At 73.3% G+C, this 18,114-nt stretch carries 14 protein-coding genes; 4 read left to right on the plus strand and 10 right to left on the minus strand.

What is annotated here, in order from left to right:
* Positions 1-205 precede the first annotated feature (205 nt).
* Entirely contained in the window at positions 206-4,174 is a 3,969-nt protein-coding gene (locus tag I4I78_RS08100) for a multifunctional oxoglutarate decarboxylase/oxoglutarate dehydrogenase thiamine pyrophosphate-binding subunit/dihydrolipoyllysine-residue succinyltransferase subunit (RefSeq protein WP_218610603.1), read from the plus strand.
* 77 nt (positions 4,175-4,251) lie between these two features.
* On the opposite strand, the gene I4I78_RS08105 is transcribed toward I4I78_RS08100, so the two are convergent.
* Complete coding sequence (locus I4I78_RS08105) at positions 4,252-5,274, minus strand: class I fructose-bisphosphate aldolase (protein ID WP_218610604.1); 1,023 nt, start codon at positions 5,272-5,274, stop codon at positions 4,252-4,254.
* 86 nt (positions 5,275-5,360) lie between these two features.
* On the opposite strand from I4I78_RS08105, the gene I4I78_RS08110 reads away from it, so the two are divergent.
* Positions 5,361-5,543 carry a DUF6104 family protein gene (locus I4I78_RS08110; protein ID WP_218610605.1) on the plus strand — a complete coding sequence of 61 codons (183 nt, stop codon included), beginning with the start codon at positions 5,361-5,363 and terminating at the stop codon, positions 5,541-5,543.
* A gap of 11 nt (positions 5,544-5,554) precedes the next feature.
* On the opposite strand, the gene I4I78_RS08115 is transcribed toward I4I78_RS08110, so the two are convergent.
* The 3 genes from I4I78_RS08115 to I4I78_RS08125 are packed head-to-tail and all read right to left on the minus strand — an operon-like array spanning position 5,555 to position 9,019.
* A complete protein-coding gene (locus tag I4I78_RS08115; protein WP_218610606.1) occupies positions 5,555-5,917 on the minus strand; it encodes a hypothetical protein in 363 nt (120 codons plus the stop codon).
* On the minus strand, positions 5,914-8,736 hold the full coding sequence (locus I4I78_RS08120; RefSeq protein ID WP_218610607.1) for an FtsK/SpoIIIE domain-containing protein: 2,823 nt from the start codon (positions 8,734-8,736) through the stop codon (positions 5,914-5,916). The genes I4I78_RS08115 and I4I78_RS08120 overlap by 4 nt, the downstream gene beginning before the upstream one ends.
* A 22-nt stretch (positions 8,737-8,758) precedes the next feature.
* Entirely contained in the window at positions 8,759-9,019 is a 261-nt protein-coding gene (locus I4I78_RS08125; RefSeq protein ID WP_218610608.1) for a hypothetical protein, read from the minus strand.
* Positions 9,020-9,267: 248 nt separating this feature from the next.
* Here I4I78_RS08125 and I4I78_RS08130 point away from each other — a divergent pair, with 248 nt between their 5' ends.
* Entirely contained in the window at positions 9,268-10,632 is a 1,365-nt protein-coding gene (locus I4I78_RS08130; protein ID WP_218610609.1) for an Nramp family divalent metal transporter, read from the plus strand.
* 123 nt (positions 10,633-10,755) lie between these two features.
* Here I4I78_RS08130 and I4I78_RS08135 read toward each other — a convergent pair whose 3' ends face one another.
* The gene (locus I4I78_RS08135; protein ID WP_218610610.1) at positions 10,756-11,544 is read right to left on the minus strand and encodes a MerR family transcriptional regulator; all 789 of its coding nucleotides are present in this window, start codon (positions 11,542-11,544) and stop codon (positions 10,756-10,758) included.
* Between the two features lie 62 nt (positions 11,545-11,606).
* On the opposite strand from I4I78_RS08135, the gene I4I78_RS08140 reads away from it, so the two are divergent.
* Positions 11,607-13,460, plus strand: coding sequence for a DUF6194 family protein (locus I4I78_RS08140; RefSeq protein WP_218610611.1), 1,854 nt, complete (start codon positions 11,607-11,609; stop codon positions 13,458-13,460).
* A 98-nt stretch (positions 13,461-13,558) separates the two neighbouring features.
* Here the strand turns inward: I4I78_RS08140 and I4I78_RS08145 are convergent, their stop codons facing one another.
* The 5 genes from I4I78_RS08145 to I4I78_RS08165 are packed head-to-tail and all read right to left on the minus strand — an operon-like array spanning position 13,559 to position 17,850.
* Positions 13,559-14,368 carry an MOSC domain-containing protein gene (locus I4I78_RS08145; protein ID WP_218610612.1) on the minus strand — a complete coding sequence of 270 codons (810 nt, stop codon included), beginning with the start codon at positions 14,366-14,368 and terminating at the stop codon, positions 13,559-13,561.
* Positions 14,369-14,408: 40 nt separating this feature from the next.
* Positions 14,409-15,335, minus strand: coding sequence for an ABC transporter substrate-binding protein (locus I4I78_RS08150; protein WP_218610613.1), 927 nt, complete (start codon positions 15,333-15,335; stop codon positions 14,409-14,411).
* Between the two features lie 16 nt (positions 15,336-15,351).
* Entirely contained in the window at positions 15,352-16,086 is a 735-nt protein-coding gene (locus I4I78_RS08155; RefSeq protein ID WP_218610614.1) for an ABC transporter permease, read from the minus strand.
* Positions 16,083-16,748 (minus strand): ABC transporter permease, encoded by a 666-nt coding sequence (locus tag I4I78_RS08160; protein ID WP_218610615.1) that lies wholly within the window; start codon positions 16,746-16,748, stop codon positions 16,083-16,085. Before I4I78_RS08160 ends, I4I78_RS08155 begins: the two co-directional genes overlap by 4 nt.
* Before the next feature lie 7 nt (positions 16,749-16,755).
* Positions 16,756-17,850, minus strand: coding sequence for an ABC transporter ATP-binding protein (locus I4I78_RS08165; RefSeq protein WP_218610616.1), 1,095 nt, complete (start codon positions 17,848-17,850; stop codon positions 16,756-16,758).
* Positions 17,851-18,114: the final 264 nt, after the last annotated feature.

An 18,114-nucleotide genomic window follows, 5' to 3' on the forward strand; every position in this document is an offset into this window, starting at 1 on the left:
AGCGCACCCGCGCGCAGCGGGGCGGCGGGGCTCCGGACGGAGTTCTCGCGACCCCCTCGCACGGCGACGTCGGTTCTGAATCGACGCCGTATCGATCCGGTGACGAGGTAGGCACGTCCTCCATGGGTGTGCTCGTCCCGGGAGGACTAACCTGGATGCCGGTCGCGACAACTTTCGAGCAGCTGATCAAGGCGGTTGACGTAGCGTGTCATCGAGCAGTACTTCCCATCCGGCGAGCGGGTTCGGCCCCAACGAGTGGCTCGTCGAGGAGATGTACCAGCGGTTCCAGGACGACCCGGACGCGGTCGATCCGGCCTGGCACGAGTTCTTCGCCGACTACGCCCCCGGCGGCACCGACACCGCGGGCGGCACCACCTCGTCCCAGCAGACCACCGCGTCCACCGGCGACAGCGACAAGGGCGTCTCCGGCGGGGTCACCAGCGGCGGAGTCACCAGCGGCGGGGTCACCAGCGGCGGGGTCACCAGCGGCACCGCCACCGAGGACGACACCACCGGGGCCGACGCCCCCCGCGGTGACACCACCTCCGCCCCGTCGCAGCGCGCGGTCGCCGACGGCGGGCGGTCCACCGGTGCGTCCTCCGGTTCCGCGGCCGACGTCCCGCCGGCGCCGGTGAAGAAGGCCGAGCCCCCGGAGAACGACGAGCAGCTGCGCCAGAAGGCCCGGCCCGCCGCGGGTTCCAGCAGCAACGGCAGCGCCCCGGCCGCCAAGGGGACCGACGCCAAGCCGGCCGCCGGCAGCACGTCCAAGGCCGCGAAGCAGGCGAACGGCGCCGGCGGGGTCACCACCACGCCGCTGCGCGGCGCCGCGAACGCCGTGGTCAAGAACATGACCGCGTCGCTGGAGCTGCCGACCGCGACCAGCGTGCGGGCCGTCCCGGCCAAGCTGCTCGCCGACAACCGGATCGTGATCAACAACCAGCTCAAGCGCACCCGCGGCGGGAAGCTGTCGTTCACCCACCTGATCGGCTACGCGCTGGTCAAGGCCCTGGGCGACTTCCCGACGATGAACCGGCACTTCGCCGAGACCGACGGCAAGCCGACCGTCGTCGCGCCGGAGCACGTCAACCTCGGCCTGGCGATCGACCTGCCGGGCAAGGACGGGCAGCGCTCGCTCGTCGTCGTGTCGATCAAGGGCTGCGAGAACCTGACGTTCGCCCAGTTCTGGGCCGCCTACGAGGGCATGGTCGCCAAGGCGCGCAACGGCAAGCTCACCGCCGAGGACTTTCAGGGCACCACGATCAGCCTGACCAACCCGGGCACCCTGGGCACGAACCACTCGGTGCCGCGCCTGATGCCCGGGCAGGGCACGATCGTCGGCGTCGGGGCGATGGAGTACCCGGCCGAGTTCCAGGGCGCCAGCGAGGAGCGGCTCGCCGACCTCGGCATCAGCAAGATCATCACGCTGACGTCGACCTACGACCACCGGATCATCCAGGGCGCCGAGTCGGGCGACTTCCTGCGCCGGGTGCACCGCCTGCTGCTCGGCGACGACGGCTTCTACGACGAGATCTTCACCTCGCTGCGGGTGCCCTACGAGCCGGTCCGCTGGGTGCAGGACATCCCGGAGGGCGAGGTCGACAAGACCGCCCGGGTGCTGGAGCTGATCGAGTCCTACCGGACCCGCGGGCACCTGATGGCCGACACCGACCCGCTGAACTACCGCCAGCGCCGCCACCCCGACCTGGACGTGCTCAGCCACGGCCTGACGCTGTGGGACCTGGACCGCGAGTTCGCCGTCGGCGGCTTCGGCGGCCGGCAGCACATGAAGCTGCGCGACGTGCTGGGCCTGCTGCGCGACTCGTACTGCCGCACGATCGGCACCGAGTACATGCACATCGCCGACCCGGAGCAGCGGGCCTGGCTCGAGGAGCGGATCGAGGTCCCGCACCAGAAGCCGACCGCGAACGAGCAGAAGTACATCCTGTCCAAGCTCAACGCCGCCGAGGCGTTCGAGACGTTCCTGCAGACCAAGTACGTCGGGCAGAAGCGGTTCTCGCTCGAAGGCGGCGAGACCGTCATCCCGCTGATGGACGCGGTGCTGGACAAGGCGGCCGAGCAGGAGATGGACGAGGTCGTGGTCGGCATGCCGCACCGCGGCCGGCTCAACGTCCTGGCCAACATCGTCGGCAAGCCGATCAGCCAGATCTTCCGCGAGTTCGAGGGCAACCTCGACCCGGGCCAGGCGCACGGCTCCGGTGACGTGAAGTACCACCTCGGCGCCGAGGGCAAGTACTTCCGGATGTTCGGCGACGGCGAGACGCGGGTGTCGCTGACCGCGAACCCGTCGCACCTCGAGGCCGTGGACCCGGTGCTCGAGGGCATCGTCCGGGCCAAGCAGGACATTCTGGACAAGGGCGACGGCGGCTTCACCGTGATGCCGCTGCTGATGCACGGCGACGCCGCGTTCGCCGGTCAGGGCGTGGTCGCCGAGACGCTGAACCTGGCGCTGCTGCGCGGCTACCGCACCGGCGGCACCGTGCACGTCGTGGTGAACAACCAGGTCGGCTTCACCACCGCCCCGGAGCACGCGCGAAGCTCGCAGTACTGCACCGACGTCGCGAAGATGATCGGCGCGCCGGTCTTCCACGTGAACGGCGACGACCCGGAGGCCTGCGTCTGGGTCGCCAAGCTCGCGGTCGAGTACCGCGAGCGCTGGCACAACGACGTGGTCATCGACATGATCTGCTACCGCCGCCGCGGTCACAACGAGGGCGACGACCCGTCGATGACCCAGCCGTCGATGTACGACATCATCGACGCCAAGCGCAGCGTCCGGAAGATCTACACCGAGTCGCTGATCGGCCGTGGTGACATCACCATGGAGGAGGCCGAGCACGCGCTCAAGGACTTCTCCAACCAGCTCGAGCACGTGTTCAACGAGGTCCGCGAGCTGGAGAGGACCCCACCGGTGGTCTCCCCCTCGGTCGAGGAGGAGCAGCGCGTCCCGGCCGATCTGGACACCTCGATCCCGCTGGAGATCGTGCACCGGATCGGCGACGCGCACGGCAACCTGCCCGAGGGCTTCACCGTGCACAAGCGGATCGAGCCGGTGCTGACAAAGCGGGCGAAGATGGCCCGCGAGGGCGACGTGGACTGGGCGTTCGCGGAGCTGCTGGCGATGGGCTCGCTGGCCGTCGACGGCCGCCTGATCCGCCTGTCCGGCCAGGACTCGCGGCGCGGCACGTTCGTGCAGCGGCACTCGGTGCTGATCGACCGGCACACCGGCGAGGAGTACTACCCGCTGCGCAACCTGGCCGAGGGCCAGGGCCGGTTCCTGCCGTACGACTCGGCGCTGTCCGAGTTCGCCGCCGTCGGCTTCGAGTACGGCTACTCGGTGGCCAACTCCGAGGCGCTGGTGATGTGGGAGGGCCAGTTCGGCGACTTCGTCAACGGCGCCCAGCCGATCATCGACGAGTTCATCTCCTCCGGTGAGGCGAAGTGGGGCCAGATGTCCGACGTCGCCCTGCTGCTCCCGCACGGGCTGGAGGGCCAGGGCCCGGACCACAGCTCCGGGCGGATCGAGCGGTTCCTGACGCTGTGTGCGGAGGGCTCGATGACGGTCGCGCTGCCCTCGGAGCCGGCGAACTACTTCCACCTGCTGCGCCAGCACACCCTGGACGGGGTGCGGCGGCCGCTGGTGGTGTTCACGCCGAAGTGGATGCTGCGCGCCAAGCAGGTCGTCAGCCCGCTGTCGGACTTCACCGGCGGCCGGTTCCGCCCGGTGATCGACGACCCGGACTACCGCACCCAGGACGGCCCGAACGCCTCGGTGGACCGGGTGCTGTTCTGCAGCGGCAAGATCTACTGGGAGCTGGCCGCGGCCCGCGACAAGCGGCGCAAGGACGGCGACACCGATATCGAGAACACCGCGATCGTGCGGATCGAGCAGCTCTACCCGATGCCGATCCGCCAGATCGAGGCCGTGATGGAGCGCTACCCGAACGCCGGCGACATCCGCTGGGTCCAGGAGGAGCCTGCGAACCAGGGCTCCTGGCCGTACTACGGCCTCGAGCTGCCGCAGAAGCTGCCGGAGCGGCTGTCCCGGATCACCCGGGTCTCGCGCAGGCGGATGGCGGCCCCGGCACCGGGCTCGTCGAAGGTGCACGAGGTCGAGCAGCAGGAGCTGATCTCGAAGGCGTTCTCGCGGGACTGAGTTCTCCCATGTCCGCGGGCGTTGGGCGTCACGACGTGGTGGGTCGGCCCACCACATCGTGACGCCCGCCGGCGCGTTCAGGACCCGGACGGCGCGGCCGCGAGCTCGCCCCGGTTGGCCGCGGCGGTGAGCCGGGTCCGCCGGTGGAACGCGTCCTGGGCGTCGCCGACGTTGTTCTCCTTGCCCGCCCAGATCCGCATGGCCTCGCCCTGCAGCGCGCGGGCGTAGGAGAAGCTGACCGTCCAGGGCAGCTCATCGACGCGGCTGATCGCGTCCAGGTTCGCGGTGGCCTGCTCGTCGGTCTGCCCGCCGGAGAGGAACACCACCCCCGCCACGGCGGCCGGGACGGTGCGGCGCAGCACCGTGACGGTGCGCTCGGCCACCTCGTCCGGTCCGGCCTGGGTCTGCCCCCGGTAACCGGAGACGACCATGTTCGTCTTCACCAGCAGGCCCTCGAGCTCGACGCGCTGGTGCGCCAGCTGCACGAACAGCGCGCGCAGCATGTCCTCGGTGACCCGGGCCGACCGGTCGATCGAGTGCGTCCCGTCCATGATCGCCTCGGGCTCGACGATCGGCGTCAGGCCGGCTTCCTGTGCGAGCGCGGCGTAGCGGGCCATCGCGTGCGCGTTGGCCTCCAGCGCCGCCGTCGACGGGATGTCGTCGCCGACCTCGATCACCGCCCGCCACTTCGCGAACCGGGCACCCAGGTCGCGGTACTCGGCGAACCGCTCGCGCAGCCCGTCGAGGCCCTCGGTGACCTTCTCGTCCTCCTGCGGGGCGAGCGCGAGCGGCTTCGCGCCGCCGTCGACCTTGATGCCGGGCACGATGCCGCGCCGGGCCAGGTGCTCGGCCATCGCGACGCCGTCGTCGGTGGACTGCCGGATCGTCTCGTCGTAGAGGATCACCCCGCCGAGCCAGCGCTCGATGTCGGGCGTGCGGAACATCAGCTCGCGGAAGCGGCGGCGGGTCTGCTCGGTGGACTCCACGCCCACCGCCTCCAGCCGCTTGGTCATGGTGCCGGTGCTCTCGTCGGCGGCCAGGATCCCCTTGCCGTCGGCGAGGATCTCCCGGGCGGTCGCCGCCGGTGCGGACGGTGTCATCGCAGCGCTCCTTCGTCGGTTCTCTGACCGGTGGGTAGCCGCCCCGGCGTGCTTCCATGCAGGTGGGGCCCCGCTAACCTGGACGCGTGTACTTCACCGACCGCGGCATCGAGGAGCTCGTCGACCGGCGCGGCGAGGAGCAGGTCAGCATCGAGTGGCTGGCCCTGCGCCTGCGCACGTTCGTCGACATGAACCCGGAGTTCGAGACGGCGGTCGAGCGCCTGTCGAGCTTCCTGGCCCGCGACGACGAGGACGACCCCGAGGACTAACTAGCAGTCGGTCACTCCTCCGTGCGACGGCGGCGGAACAGGCGCCGGTCCCCGGACGCGCGCAGCGTCTCGAGGGCCTCGTCGGCCCGGCGCTCCAGCTCCTCGTGGGCCCTCGGGTCGGCCCGGTGGTCCGGGCGCGGGCGCGGCTTGCCGGGCTCGCTCGTCGCCCACATCAGCGCCAGCGCGTCCTCCCAGCGCAGCTCGAACATGCCCCGGGCGAGCACGAGCGCGTCGGCGGAGGCGTGCAGCTCGCGCTCGGCCGAGCGCAGCTCGCCGCGCAGCTCCTCGGCCCGTGCGGCGTCGACCTCACGGAGTTCGACGACGGCCCCGGCCAGCCGGGCGACGACGTCGCGGTACTCGTCGGCGGCGCTCACCGCGCACCTCCGCCCCGGTCGGTGAGGATCACCAGCTGGGGACGTCCGTGCCGGGCGCGGTCGAGCAGCAGGCCGCGTCCCGGCGACGCAGGCCAGTCCAGCGGCGCGCCGCCCAGCAGGGGCGTGAGGTCGGCCCCCTGCACGCCGGTCGCCACCCACACCCCGAGGTCGTCGAGCGCCGCGCCGGGCGGTGCGAGGAGGGTCTTGAGCCGCTGGGCGCCCTGCCACCATCCCAGCAGGTGCACGCCGACGCCCGGACCGTGGCGCAGCACCGAGCGCAGGTCCTCCATGCCCGTGCGGTCCAGCATCGTCTCCGCGACGTCGGCCCCGAACACCACGACCGCGAGCGCCGGGTGCGCGCCGCCGGTGCTGCCCGAGGCCGCCCGGTCCCGGACGAGGCCTGCGAGCTCCCGGACGCGGGCGACGAACCCGTCGGCGAAGACCTTGTCGACGTCGACGGTGAGCCGGGCCGCGAGGTCCTCGGCCGGCGCGACCGCCTCCGCGGCCAGCGGCATCAGCACCATGCGGGTGTCCTCGTCGGGCCGGGCCGCCGCGAGGGTCGCGGCGTAGGACTCGGCGGCCGCGCACAGCAGGGGGACCGCGACCCGCGCGTCCGGGCCGATCACGCCGAGGTTGCGCCCCGGCACGTCGGCGAGCTCGGGCGCCGCCGGGCTGCCCGCCACGTCGACGAACTGGCCGAGCAGCGCGCGCGGCACCCCGTCGGGGGGCAGCCGGGCGGCGAGCGCGTCGTGGTCCGGGGCGCGGGCCCCGTCGAACACGACCGGCTCCGGCGTGTCCGGGAACCGCGCGAACGCGTCGGGCTGCACCTTGCGGACCTGCGGTCCGCCGACCTCGGGCACCGTGACGACCTGGTTGCCGTGCTCGACGCCGGAGTCGTGGTTGACGATCGCGTGCCAGCGCGGCAGCGTCAGCGCGGCCTCGTTCTCCTGGGCCAGGATCCGCCGGGCCCGCGGCAGCGCGACCCGCAGCACGAACTGTTCGAAGATCGCCGACCGGCCCCAGAGCGCGTCGATCCCGGAGACGTCCTGGCTGGCCAGCACGAGGTGCACGCCCTGCGAGCGGCCACGCCGGGCGACGTCCTCGAGCAGCGCGGTGGCCTCGGCGCTGACCGCGTCGCGGCCGGTGAACAGGAACTGGAACTCGTCGATGACCGCGACGATCCGCGGCAGCCTCGCGCGGTCGTCGGTGATGTCCTGGTCGGCGAGCTCGTCGCGGAGCTCGGAGAGCTTCGTGGCGCCGAAGCGGCGCGCGGTCTCGGCCCGCGAGCGCATGACGGCGGCGAGGTGGCGCAGCAGCGCGAGCCCGAACTCCCGGTCGGTGTTGATGTTGACGCCGATCAGCCGGGCCTGCGGCAGCCGGTCGGTGCGGCGCCCGTCCGGGTCCGGCGCGAACTGGGCGAACGAGACGCCCTCCTTGAAGTCGAGCAGGTACAGCTCGACCTCGTCCGGCCCGTAGCGCGCGGCGAGACCGGTGATCCAGCCCAGCAGCAGGTTCGTCTTGCCCGAGCCGCTGGGCCCGCCGACGAGCGCGTGCGGGGAGTGGTCGTCGAGGCGCAGCTCGGCGTCGATGCCGTCCGCGACCCCGATCGGGGTCACCAGGCCGTCGTGCGAGCGCTCCGTCCAGCGGTCGCCGTCGGCGGGGAGCAGGTCGCGGAACGCCCCGAGGCGCCCGCGCCAGTCCTCGTGCGCGGCGACGATCTGCTCGCAGACCCGGGTGACGGCATCCGGCGGGAGCGGGGCGTCCGGCTCGACGAGCACGTGCGGCCCGGTCAGCGACGTCCGGACCGGCGCCGCGACGTGCTGTGCGGCAGCTCCCGGGGCGTCGGCTCCCGGCGGGTCGACGCCCGGGGGGTCCCCGAACGTCACCGTCTCGACCGGCCGGGGCAGCGCCGCCGGGACGTCGAGCAGCACCAGCACGACGCCGGCGGCGACCCCGCCGCGCGCGACCCGCTGCAGCTGGCGCAGCTCGGCCTCCGGCAGCTCGCGCCCGCCGCCGACGAGCACGGCCACCATCCAGGACTCGGGACGCCGGCCGGTCCGCTGCGCGAGCTCCCGCAACGACGAGCTGCCCTCGGCGAGCACCCGGGTCTGGACCCGGCGGATCCGGTCGGCCAGCTGTCCGAGCAGCACCTCCAGGCGCGTCGGGTCGTGCACGGTCAGCAGGCCCGTCCGGGTCAGCGGGTAGAGCCCCGGCAGCGCCCCGGCCAGCTGCCCGACGTCCCACACGTGCACGTTCACCACGCCGGGCCGGAAATGGCGCAGCATCCGCAGCACGAGTGCCTCGACCATCGCCTCGGCCCGCTCGCGCGTGTGCGGAGTGGAGACGACCTGCAGGTGCGCGCCGTCGAGCAGCGGGACGGCGACGCGGAACGGGGCCCCGCCCTCCACCGAGCCGGTGCCCAGGGCCCACATCTCGGGGACCGGCCCGACCGCCTCGACGACACCGGCGTCGCCCGACCAGTCGCGCGGGTCATCCCCGGCGGCACCCGGCGCGGCGGCGGCGACGATGTCGCTCAGCTCGGCCGGTGAGTCGCCCTGCCAGTGGTCGAACGCGTGCGCGCGGTCGTCGGCGACCCGGCCGAGCACCCCGGCGAACCGGGGGTTGGCCAGTACCCGGGCGAGTCCCGGATCGTGCTGCGCGGCGTCGTGACCGGTCTCGCGCAGCCACAGCTCGGCCAGCACCTCGGCGTGCCGGCGCGCGGCGAGGTCGCGGCGCGCCTCGGCGGACCCGAGCGCGGCCGACGCGGCCGCGTGGAACGCCGCGAACGCGTCTCGGATCCGATCACTGCGACGGCCCATCACACGAGGCTGGTCGACGGCTCTACAGCCGGCCGGCGACGTCGTCGGCGGACGCCATCGCGACCTGCAGGGCCTGCTCGACCTCGTCGATCTTCTCCGACGCGGCGGCGAACCGGGCGCGGGCGTCGTCGGCGTCGTTCTGGGCGGTGCCGTAGATGTTCTGGGCGAAGGCGGCGCCGGCCTCCTGGATGGCCTGACGGGCGTGCCGCAGCGCGCCGAGGCTCTCGGTGGCCTGCTGGTTGGCCCGTCCGATCCCGGCGCGGATCTCGTCGATGTTCGCCATACGGCCCTCCGTGCGAGTGCGTGCGGCCTCCGCTGTCCGGCCGCCACATGCAACCTAGTGGCGCCGCAACCGTCACCATGGTGCGGCCGCGCCGTCACCGCGCGCAACGTCGCCGAACGTGATGCGCAACGCCGTGAACGGGAGTCGTGACCGGTTCGTTCCCCGGATGCGCCGTTCGGCCCCTTACCGTGGTGATCGGCGACGACACCGACCCGATCGTCGACGACCCCGATCCGGGAGTGTGACCGATGGCGACCCCCGCCGCGCAGCCCGACACCCTCGAGCCGCCGACCGGGTCGGCGAAGATCCGCGCGATCGGCCCCGGCCTGCTGGCCGCCGCGACCGGCGTCGGCGCGGGTGACCTCGTCGCGACGATGGTGGCCGGCGCGAGCTTCGGCACCGTCCTGCTGTGGGCCGCCCTGGTCGGCACGCTGGTGAAGCTGGCCCTGGGCGAGGGCGTGGGCCGCTGGCACCTGGCCTCGGGCGCCACGATGCTCGACGGCTGGCGGCGTCTGGGCTACTGGGCGACGGTCTTCTTCGGCATCTACATCGTGATCTGGGGCTTCGTCTACGGCGCGACCGCGATGTCGGCCGTCGGGCTCCCCCTCAACGCGCTGTTCGGCGGCCTGTCGGTGCGGTACTGGGCGATGATCGCCGGCGTGCTCGGCGTGGCCCTGGTGTGGACCCAGCGCTACGCGGTCTTCGAGAAGTTCATGACCGTCCTGGTGCTGATCAAGTTCGTCTCGGTGGTCTCGATCGCGATCCTGGTCGGCCCGGACCTGGGCGCACTGTTCTCCGGGCTGGTCCCGCGGCTGCCCTCCGGGTCGACGGTCTACGTGCTCGGCCTGATCGGCGGCGTCGGCGGCACGATCACGATGGCGTCCTACGGGTACTGGCTCTTCGCCAAGGGGTGGAAGGGCCCGCGCTGGCTGTCGATGATGCGCCTGGACAACGCCGTCGGCTACATCATGACCGGCATCTTCGTGGTGTCGATGCTGATCGTCGGGTCCACCATCCTGCTCGGGCAGGACCTCACCGAGTCCGACTCCGGCCTGCTGATCCTCGGCGACCGGCTCGCCGAGCTCTACGGGCAGCCCGCGCGGATCCTGTTCCTGGTCGGCTTCCTGGCCGTCACGCTGACGTCGTTGCTGGGGGTCTGGAACGGCGTCTCGCTGCTGTTCACCGACTGGACCCGGGCGATCCGGCTGCCGCACGGGCGCAAGGCCGACGTGGGAGCGGACGCGGCCACCCCGAACGCGATCGTTCCCGGCGAGGCCGTCCCCGAGCGGGCCGGCGACGGTCCGGGACGGCCGAGCGCGTACGAGGCCCGGGCCGCCGAGCGGAGCCTGCCGTTCCGCGGGTACCTGCTGTGGCTGACGTTCCCGCCGATGGTGCTGCTGCTGTTCGACAAGCCGTTCGGGCTCACCCTGGTCTACGGCGTGCTCGGGTCGTTCTTCATGCCGTTCCTGGCCATCACGCTGCTGCTCCTGCTGAACACGAAGCGGGTCGTGCCGCAGGGCCGGTCCGGGTGGCTCTCGAACGCGGTACTCGGCATCTCCTCGGTACTGTTCCTGGCCCTGCTGGTGACCGACGTCCAGCAGCGCCTGTTCTGATCCCCGGTTCGTTCCGGCACGGCGGCGGGCAGTGGCGGCGCGTGTGGCGGATAGGCATCGTGTGATCGGCGGTCGGGTCCCGATCGTGGCCACCGGCGGCCACGATCGGTACCGATCCGCCGATCACGAGCCGGGATCGGTCGACGGGACGGCAGCAGCTACCGCGGACCGGGGCTCACCGTCACGGGCCTGCAGGTAGTCGGCCAGCCGGCCGGCCGCGGTGAGCATGGCGCGGGCGCGGGCGTCGAGCCGTGCCCGCCAGTCCGCGATCGAGGCGGCGAGCGGTTCCGGTCCCCCGGCCCGGCGGACCTGCTCGACGACGACGGCGATGTGGGCGAGCGGGTAGCCGCCGCGGCGCAGCAGGTGTGCCAGCTCCGCGTCGCGGACGTCGTCGGCGCAGTACCGGCGGGCGCCGCCCTCGCGCGCCGGTACGAGGATGCCGGCGCGTTCCCACGCCCGTAGCGTCGCAGGGACCACGCCGAGCCGGTGCGCGAGCGCTCCGACGGCGACCGGCCGGTCCGGCCGGCCCGACCGGTCCGGGTCGGCGGGGGGACGGGTGAGGGAGCCGACGGCGGCCTCGACCACGTCGAGGGTCTCCCGGTCCCGGAGCAGGCGCAGGTGGCTGTCGTCGATCGCCCGGAGCGCGGGCTCCTGGTCACCGCGCTCGACCGCCCGCATCACCTCGGCGCCGGTCGCGTGACCGTGTGCGGCGACGAGCGCGACATGCGCGCGCAGGGCGACCGCGTGCAGGTCGGTGTAGGCGCGGTAGCCGTTCGGGGCGCGCCGGGCCGCGGGCAGGATCCCGTCGCGTTCGTAGTTGCGGACCGCCTGGGCGGACAGACCGTGCTCGCGGGCGAGGTCGACCGGACGAAGTACGTCCGCGCCCCTCACTCCGGTTTGAGGCTTTCCCATCATCTCTCCTGGCGACCCGCAGCGAACCTCTACCGGGTTGTTCAACGATACGATGAATCGTCGTGACCTCCTCCTTCCTGGCCCCGAACGGGTCGCCCTCATTCGGGTTCGACGACGACGCCGCCCTCGCCGCGGCACTCGACACGGTGCTCGCGACGGCCCCGGACCTGCTGGGACTCGGCGAGCCGACCCACGGCGAACCCGCGCTGCCCGCCCTGCGCAACCGGCTGTTCGAGCTGCTGGCGCAGCGCGGTTACGCCTCGATCGCCCTGGAGACCGACGCCGTCGCCGCACTCGAGGTGGACGCGTTCGTACGCGGCGGGCGCGGCACGCTCGACGCGGCGATGGCCACCGGATTCAGCCACGGGTTCGGCGACCTGCCGGCCAACCGGGAGCTGGTGGCCTGGATGCGTACCCGCAACGACACGCTGCCGCCGGCGCGGCGCCTGGCCTTCCACGGCGTCGACGGGCCGATGGACGCCGACATCTCGCCGAGCCCCCGCCCCTACCTCGCCCACCTGCGCGACTACCTGCTCGAGCACCTGGGCCCGGACGCGCTGCCCCGCGAGGCTGCGGCCCGAGAACGCGGCGAGCTCGACCGGCTGCTCGGCGACGACGAGCGGTGGACCGACCCGGCCGCGCTGTACGACGCCGCGGCCTCGGTCGGCGGCACACCCGAGGCCCGTGCCCTGCGGGTACTCGCCGACGACCTCGTCACCACCCTGCACGCCGAGGCGCCGCAGCTCGTCGCGGCCGGCCCGGTCGAGGACTGGCACGCCGCCGCGGTGCACGGCCGCGCCGCGCTGGGGATGCTGCGCTACCACGCGGCGGCCGCCGAGACCAGGGGCGCCGAGACCACCGGCGCCGGGACCACCGGCGCCGGGACCACCGGCGCCGGGACCACGGGCGCAGGCCCCCGGTCCACGGGCGAGCGGCTGTCCCGGATGCTCGGGATCCGCGACGAGCTGATGGCGCGCAACCTGCACGCCGTCCGCGACCGGGAGCGGCACCGCGGGGCCACGTTCGTGTTCGCCCAGAACGCGCACCTGCTGCGCCACCCGGCACGGTGGGCGATCCCCGGCATGGACGTGGAGTGGTCCGGAGCGGGCGCGATCGTCGCCGCGGTCGGGGTGGAGCGCTACACCGTCGTCGCGGGCAGCCTGGGCGCGAGCGTCGCGTCCGGGCTACCGGCACCGGCGCCGTCGACGTTCGAGGGCGCGCTGGAGCAGGTGACCGGAGGGAGCGCGCTGGTACCGACCAGCCGGATCACCCGCGACGGCCTGCACGTCCGGACCGACGGGACCGGCGACAGGGCCTACGCGCCGCTCTCCGCCGAGAACCTCCGCAACGCCGACGCCGTCCTGCACGTGGCCACCTCACCCGGGGCCCCGCGCACGACCGCGGCCGCGCCCACCGACGTCGACCTCGCGGCCCGGATCCTGCGCGACCTGCCCGGCGTCACGCACCTGCACGTCGGCGAGGACCACGAGGCGGCCCCGCACAGCCTGGGCGACTGGTTCTTCTTCGCCGGCGACGACGCGCGGATGCCGTTCGCCACGATCGTCGTCCACGACACACCCGGCTTCGACGAGGACTCGGCGCTGGACCGGCCGGGTGTGTTCCGGCTCAACATCGGCGTCGGCCGCGACGAGTTCGAGCGCCTGTTCGGCTTCCCGCCGGCCGAGCTCGCGCAGCGCCGGTCGGACATCGACGTCGCCGTGCCGGACCGGTTCGTCCCCCACCCGACCTACGGGCGGCAGGCGTGGGTCGCGGTCCTGGACCCGGCCGATGCGACGCTGACCGAGGTCGACCGCCTGCTCGCCGTGGCCCACGAGCGCTCTGCCGGTCGGGAGCGCTCTGTCGGCCGGGAGCGCTCTGTCGGCCGGGAGTCGACCGCACGGGGCACCCCGAGCTGACCCGGCGCGAGCCACCCGGGACGGTGATCGACGGCCGGGTACCGATCGTGGCCGTCGGTGGCCCCGATCGGTACCGGAACGCCGATCACCGCGGGGGATCAGCCGGCGAGTGCGTCCCCGGCCCGGACCGTGCCGCCGGTGAGGACCCGGGCGTAGAGGCCGGCGCACGGCAGGACGCCGAAGCCCTCCACCTCGACCCGGTTGAGCGTCATCAGCGGCCGCAGGGCCTGCGGCGAGCGCGGCAGGCCGCCGTGCTCCAGGGTCGGCACCGAGCAGCGCGGCGTCGGCAGCACCCCGGCCAGGCGCACGGCCCCGACCGCGAACTCCCGGCCCACCCAGTCGTTCTCGGAGAACGGCGGGTGCCCCTGCGGGGTGGCGATCACCAGGTTCGGCCGGTAGCGCAACGTCTCCACACCGAGCGCGTCCAGCGTGGCCGTGGTGATCAGGTGAACCGGCGAGTGGTCCACGAACCGCCCGCCCGGAGCCCCCTGCGCGATCTCCAGGATGGCGGCCTCGACGTCGGCGTCGAGGCCCTCGGTGAGCACGTCCTCCGGGTCCGGGCGCTCCACGGTCGCGCCCTCGGCCCGCTCGGCCGCCATCCGGACGTCGCGCCCCAGCAAGCTCGACAGCGGCGCGTCGGCCTCGCCCGCAGGCAGGCCACGGCCGTCCGGCAGCGTGACGGTCACACCGTCGGGGCCGGACTCGGCCCGGCACTTGAGCAGCTCCCGGTACCAGCGCGGCTGCTTGGCCGTGGCCACCCGGCCGGTCGCGGTGTCGAGCAGCGCCAGACCCCGGTCCCCGACGACGCCGTGCTCGTCGAGCTCGAGCGCGTCGACGTCCTCGCCGAGCATCGACTTGACCGGGTACCGGTGTAGCGACGCGACCGTCCCGGCGATCGGGAAGTTCATGGGGACCACCTCTCCGCCCGTACGGGCACGTGCCGCCGGTCTAGGGGGCCGGCGAGAGCAGGCCGTTGCGAGCCAGCCAGCTGGTCGCGACGGTACGGAGCGCGGGCTTGTCCGGCCCTGCCGCCTCGGCGTTCATCGCCAGCAGCTCCGCGGTCGTCAGCTTCGCAGAGATCCGGTCCAGCACGCCCGTGACGGCCGGGCTCGCCTTGCGCTTCGCCAGCACCGGGACGACGTTCTGCGCGGCGAAGTTCTCCTGCGGGTCCTCCAGCGCCACGAAGTCGTTCTCCGGCAGCGCCGGGTCGGTGGTGAACAGGTTCGCGGCCGCCACGTCGTCACCGGCCAGCGCCGCGACGGTGAGCACGCCGCCGGAGTCCAGCGTCCGGGTGGATCCGAACACGCAGCCGTAGGTCTCGCGCAGGCCCGGGATGCCGTCGGGCCGGGTCGCGAACTCCGCCCCCGAGCCGAACACCAGGTCGGGGCAGTGCGGCGCGAGGTCGGCGATCGTGCGCAGACGCAGCCGGTCCGCGGTGGCCCGGGTCACCACCACCGCGTCCTTGTCCTGGGCCTGTGACATCGCACCGGAGACGAGCGCCGGCGGCAGCTCCGCCTGCAGCGCCCGGTAGACGTCGTCGGGCCTGGTCTGCTCGGCGCCGGGGTTCAGGTACTGCAGGACCGCCCCGGTGTAGTCGGGGATCAGGTCGACGGAGCCATCGAGCAGCGCCGGGAAGTAGGCCTCCCGGGAGCCGATCGCCACCGGCTCCTCCACCTGGACGCCCGCGTCCTGCAGGGCCTGCGAGTACACCTCGGCGAGCAACTGGCTCTCGGTGAAGTTGCCGGACCCGATCGCGATCACGTTCGGGTCGGAGTCGGACCCGCCGCCGGCCAGCGGGTCGCCGCCGCACGCCGTCAGCCCGAGCGTCGCGACGGCCAACAGCGCGAGCAGGCGGACCGGGCGCAGGCGTTCCATGGGTGTCCCTCCGGTCTCAGGCCGCACGGGCCCGGTCGGTGCCGGCGCCGCCACGGATCAGCCGCAGCCGTCCCGGGCCCGCCTGCGCACCCCGCTGCTGCAGCCCCGGGGAGACCAACAGCCTCTGCAGCCCACCGAGCAGCAGGTCGGCCACGATCGCGAGCAGGGCCACCAGGATCGAGCCGCCGATCATCTGCGGGAAGTCGCGCTGGGACAGCCCGTCCAGGATGAACCGGCCGAGGCCACCGAGCCCGACGTAGGCCGCGATCGTCGCGGTGGAGATGACCTGCAGCAGCGCGCTGCGCACCCCGCCGATGATCAGCGGGAGTGCGTTCGGCAGCTCGACCTTGAACAGGACCTCCGGGCCGCGCATCCCCATGCCCTTCGCCGCGTCCACGATCGACGGGTCGACGTTGGCGACGCCGGAGTAGGTACCGGCCAGCAGCGGTGGGACGGCCAGAATCACCAGCGCGATCAGCGGGCCGAGCAGGCCCAGGCCGACCGCGAGGAACAGCAGCACCAGCAGGCCCAGCGTGGGCAGGGCGCGCAACGCGTTCGCGATGCCGACCACCATCAGCCCGCCACGCCCGGTGTGCCCGATCCACGCGCCCAGCGGGAGCGCGATCACCAGCGCGATCAGCAGGGTCAGCGCCGTGTAGCCGAGGTGCTCGACGAGGCGCTGGGCGATCCCGGGGTTCTCCGCCGACCCCGCCCAGTTCTCCGAGCTGAACAGCCAGCCCAGGTACGTCACACGGCCCTCCCCGCGGTCCGGCGCGACCGGGCGGACCGGTCCCAGGGGGTCAGCGTGCGCCCCGCGAGCAGCAGCAGGCCGTCGACGACGACCGCCAGCAGCAGCACCAGCACGATCCCCGAGATCGTCTGCTGCGGGATCTCCCGCTGGAAACCTTCGGTGAACATCTTGCCCAGGCCCCCGAACCCGATCACCGAACCGACGGTGACCAGGCTGATCGAGCTGACCGCGGCGACCCGGAGACCGGCCAGGATGACCGGGACGGCCATCGGCAGCTCGACGGTGAGGAAGCGCCATCCCGGGCGGAAGCCCATCGCGGTCGCCGAGTTCACCACGGTCTCCGGAACGGCGTCCAGCGCGTCGGCGACGGTGCGGACCAGCAGCGCCAGCACGTAGACCGACAGCGCGACGATCACGTTGAGCGGGTCCAGGATCCGGGTGCCGATGATCGGCGGCAGGAACACGAACAGGGCCAGCGACGGCAGCGTGTACAGGAACCCGGCGACGTTGAGCGTGAGCGACCGGCCGAGCGCGGTGCGGTTGGCCAGCCAGCCGAGCGGGACCGCCAGCACCAGCCCGATCAGCACCGGTACCAGCGAGAACACGATGTGCTGCCCGGTCAGCTCGAGGACGAGCCCGGAGTTGCGGAACACCCAGTCCATGGCCGGCTCAGGCGGCCGGGTCGTGACGGCGGGCGTCCGGCAGCGCGGTCAGCACGTCGTCGGCGCTGATCGACCCGGCGACCCGGCCGTCGGCGTCGACCGCGACGCCGCGCCCGGACGGTGACGACAGCGCCGCGTCCAGAGCGCCGCGCAGCGACCCGGAGCCGACCGGGTAGAGCGAGCCGCCGGGCACGACGTCGCCCTCGGAGACCGTCGCACCGCCGGGTCGGTGGCCGCCGTCGATCCAGCCCAGCGGGCGCCGCTCCCCGTCGAGCACGGCGTGCCAGCCCTGCTCCGGGACCGGGTCGCCCAGCCCGACCGTCGGCAGCTCGCCGATCGGGATCGTGTCCGAGCTCAGGAAGCCCAGCCCCCGGTAGCCGCGGTCGCGGCCGACGAAGGTGTCCACGAACTCGTCCACCGGGCGGGAGAGCAGGACGCCCGGCTCGTCGTACTGGGCGAGCGTCCCGCCGACCCGGAACACGGCGACCTTGTCGCCCAGCTTGATCGCCTCGTCGATGTCGTGGGTGACGAACACGATCGTCTTGCCCAGCTCCGACTGCAGCCGCAGCAGCTCGTCCTGCAGGTTCTCCCGGACCACCGGGTCGACGGCGCTGAACGGCTCGTCCATCAGCAGCACCGGCGGGTCCGCGGCCAGCGCGCGGGCGACCCCGACCCGCTGCTGCTGCCCGCCGGAGAGCTGGTTCGGGTAGCGCCTGGCCATGGAGGGGTCGAGGCCGACCGTCTCCATCAGCTCCATCGCCCGGCTCCGGCCCTCGCGCCTGCCCCGTCCGAGCAGCACCGGCACCGTCGCGATGTTGTCCACGATCGTGCGGTGCGGGAACAGCCCGGCCTGCTGGATCACGTAGCCGATCCCCCGGCGCAGGTCGGCCGGGTCGCCGGCGAGCACGTCGCGCCCGTCGACCCGCAGCTCGCCCGACGTCGGCTCGATCATCCGGTTGATCATGCGGACGGACGTGGTCTTGCCGCAGCCGGACGGGCCGACGAAGACGGTGATCCTGCCCTGCTCCGCGACCAGGTCCAGCTCGTGCACGGCGACCGTGCCGTCCGGGAACCGCTTCGTCACGCCCCGGAACTCGATCATCCGGGCAACCCCCGTCGCCTCGGCGGCCGCGTCTCGGCCGCACAGTGGGCCGACGCTAACCCGGCCGGGGCCCGGCGGGCCACCGCGGACGACGCCGTCGTGACATTCGTCGTGCGCAGGCCCGGGAGCGCGACGACAGTGAGCGGATGCCTACTCGGACACCGCTACCGACCCCCTCGCTGGACCTGGACCCGGACACCCCGCACGCCGCGGACTTCTACCACTACGCGGACCTGCTGACCGGGCAGGAGAACGCCGACCTGC

It is taken from the genome of Pseudonocardia sp. KRD291, assembly GCF_019263595.1.
In the GTDB taxonomy this organism is placed as follows: Bacteria; Actinomycetota; Actinomycetes; order Mycobacteriales; family Pseudonocardiaceae; genus Pseudonocardia.

What these genes read in the sequence shown, in the direction of transcription:
- I4I78_RS08105 (WP_218610604.1), bottom strand. Translation starts at nt 5,274, where the DNA reads ATGACACCGTCCGCACCGGCGGCGACCGCCCGGGAGATCCTCGCCGAC.
- I4I78_RS08120 (WP_218610607.1), bottom strand. Translation starts at nt 8,736, where the DNA reads ATGGGCCGTCGCAGTGATCGGATCCGAGACGCGTTCGCGGCGTTCCAC.
- I4I78_RS08125 (WP_218610608.1), bottom strand. Translation starts at nt 9,019, where the DNA reads ATGGCGAACATCGACGAGATCCGCGCCGGGATCGGACGGGCCAACCAG.
- I4I78_RS08130 (WP_218610609.1), top strand. Translation starts at nt 9,268, where the DNA reads ATGGCGACCCCCGCCGCGCAGCCCGACACCCTCGAGCCGCCGACCGGG.
- I4I78_RS08135 (WP_218610610.1), bottom strand. Translation starts at nt 11,544, where the DNA reads ATGGGAAAGCCTCAAACCGGAGTGAGGGGCGCGGACGTACTTCGTCCG.
- I4I78_RS08145 (WP_218610612.1), bottom strand. Translation starts at nt 14,368, where the DNA reads ATGAACTTCCCGATCGCCGGGACGGTCGCGTCGCTACACCGGTACCCG.
- I4I78_RS08150 (WP_218610613.1), bottom strand. Translation starts at nt 15,335, where the DNA reads ATGGAACGCCTGCGCCCGGTCCGCCTGCTCGCGCTGTTGGCCGTCGCG.
- I4I78_RS08160 (WP_218610615.1), bottom strand. Translation starts at nt 16,748, where the DNA reads ATGGACTGGGTGTTCCGCAACTCCGGGCTCGTCCTCGAGCTGACCGGG.
- I4I78_RS08165 (WP_218610616.1), bottom strand. Translation starts at nt 17,850, where the DNA reads ATGATCGAGTTCCGGGGCGTGACGAAGCGGTTCCCGGACGGCACGGTC.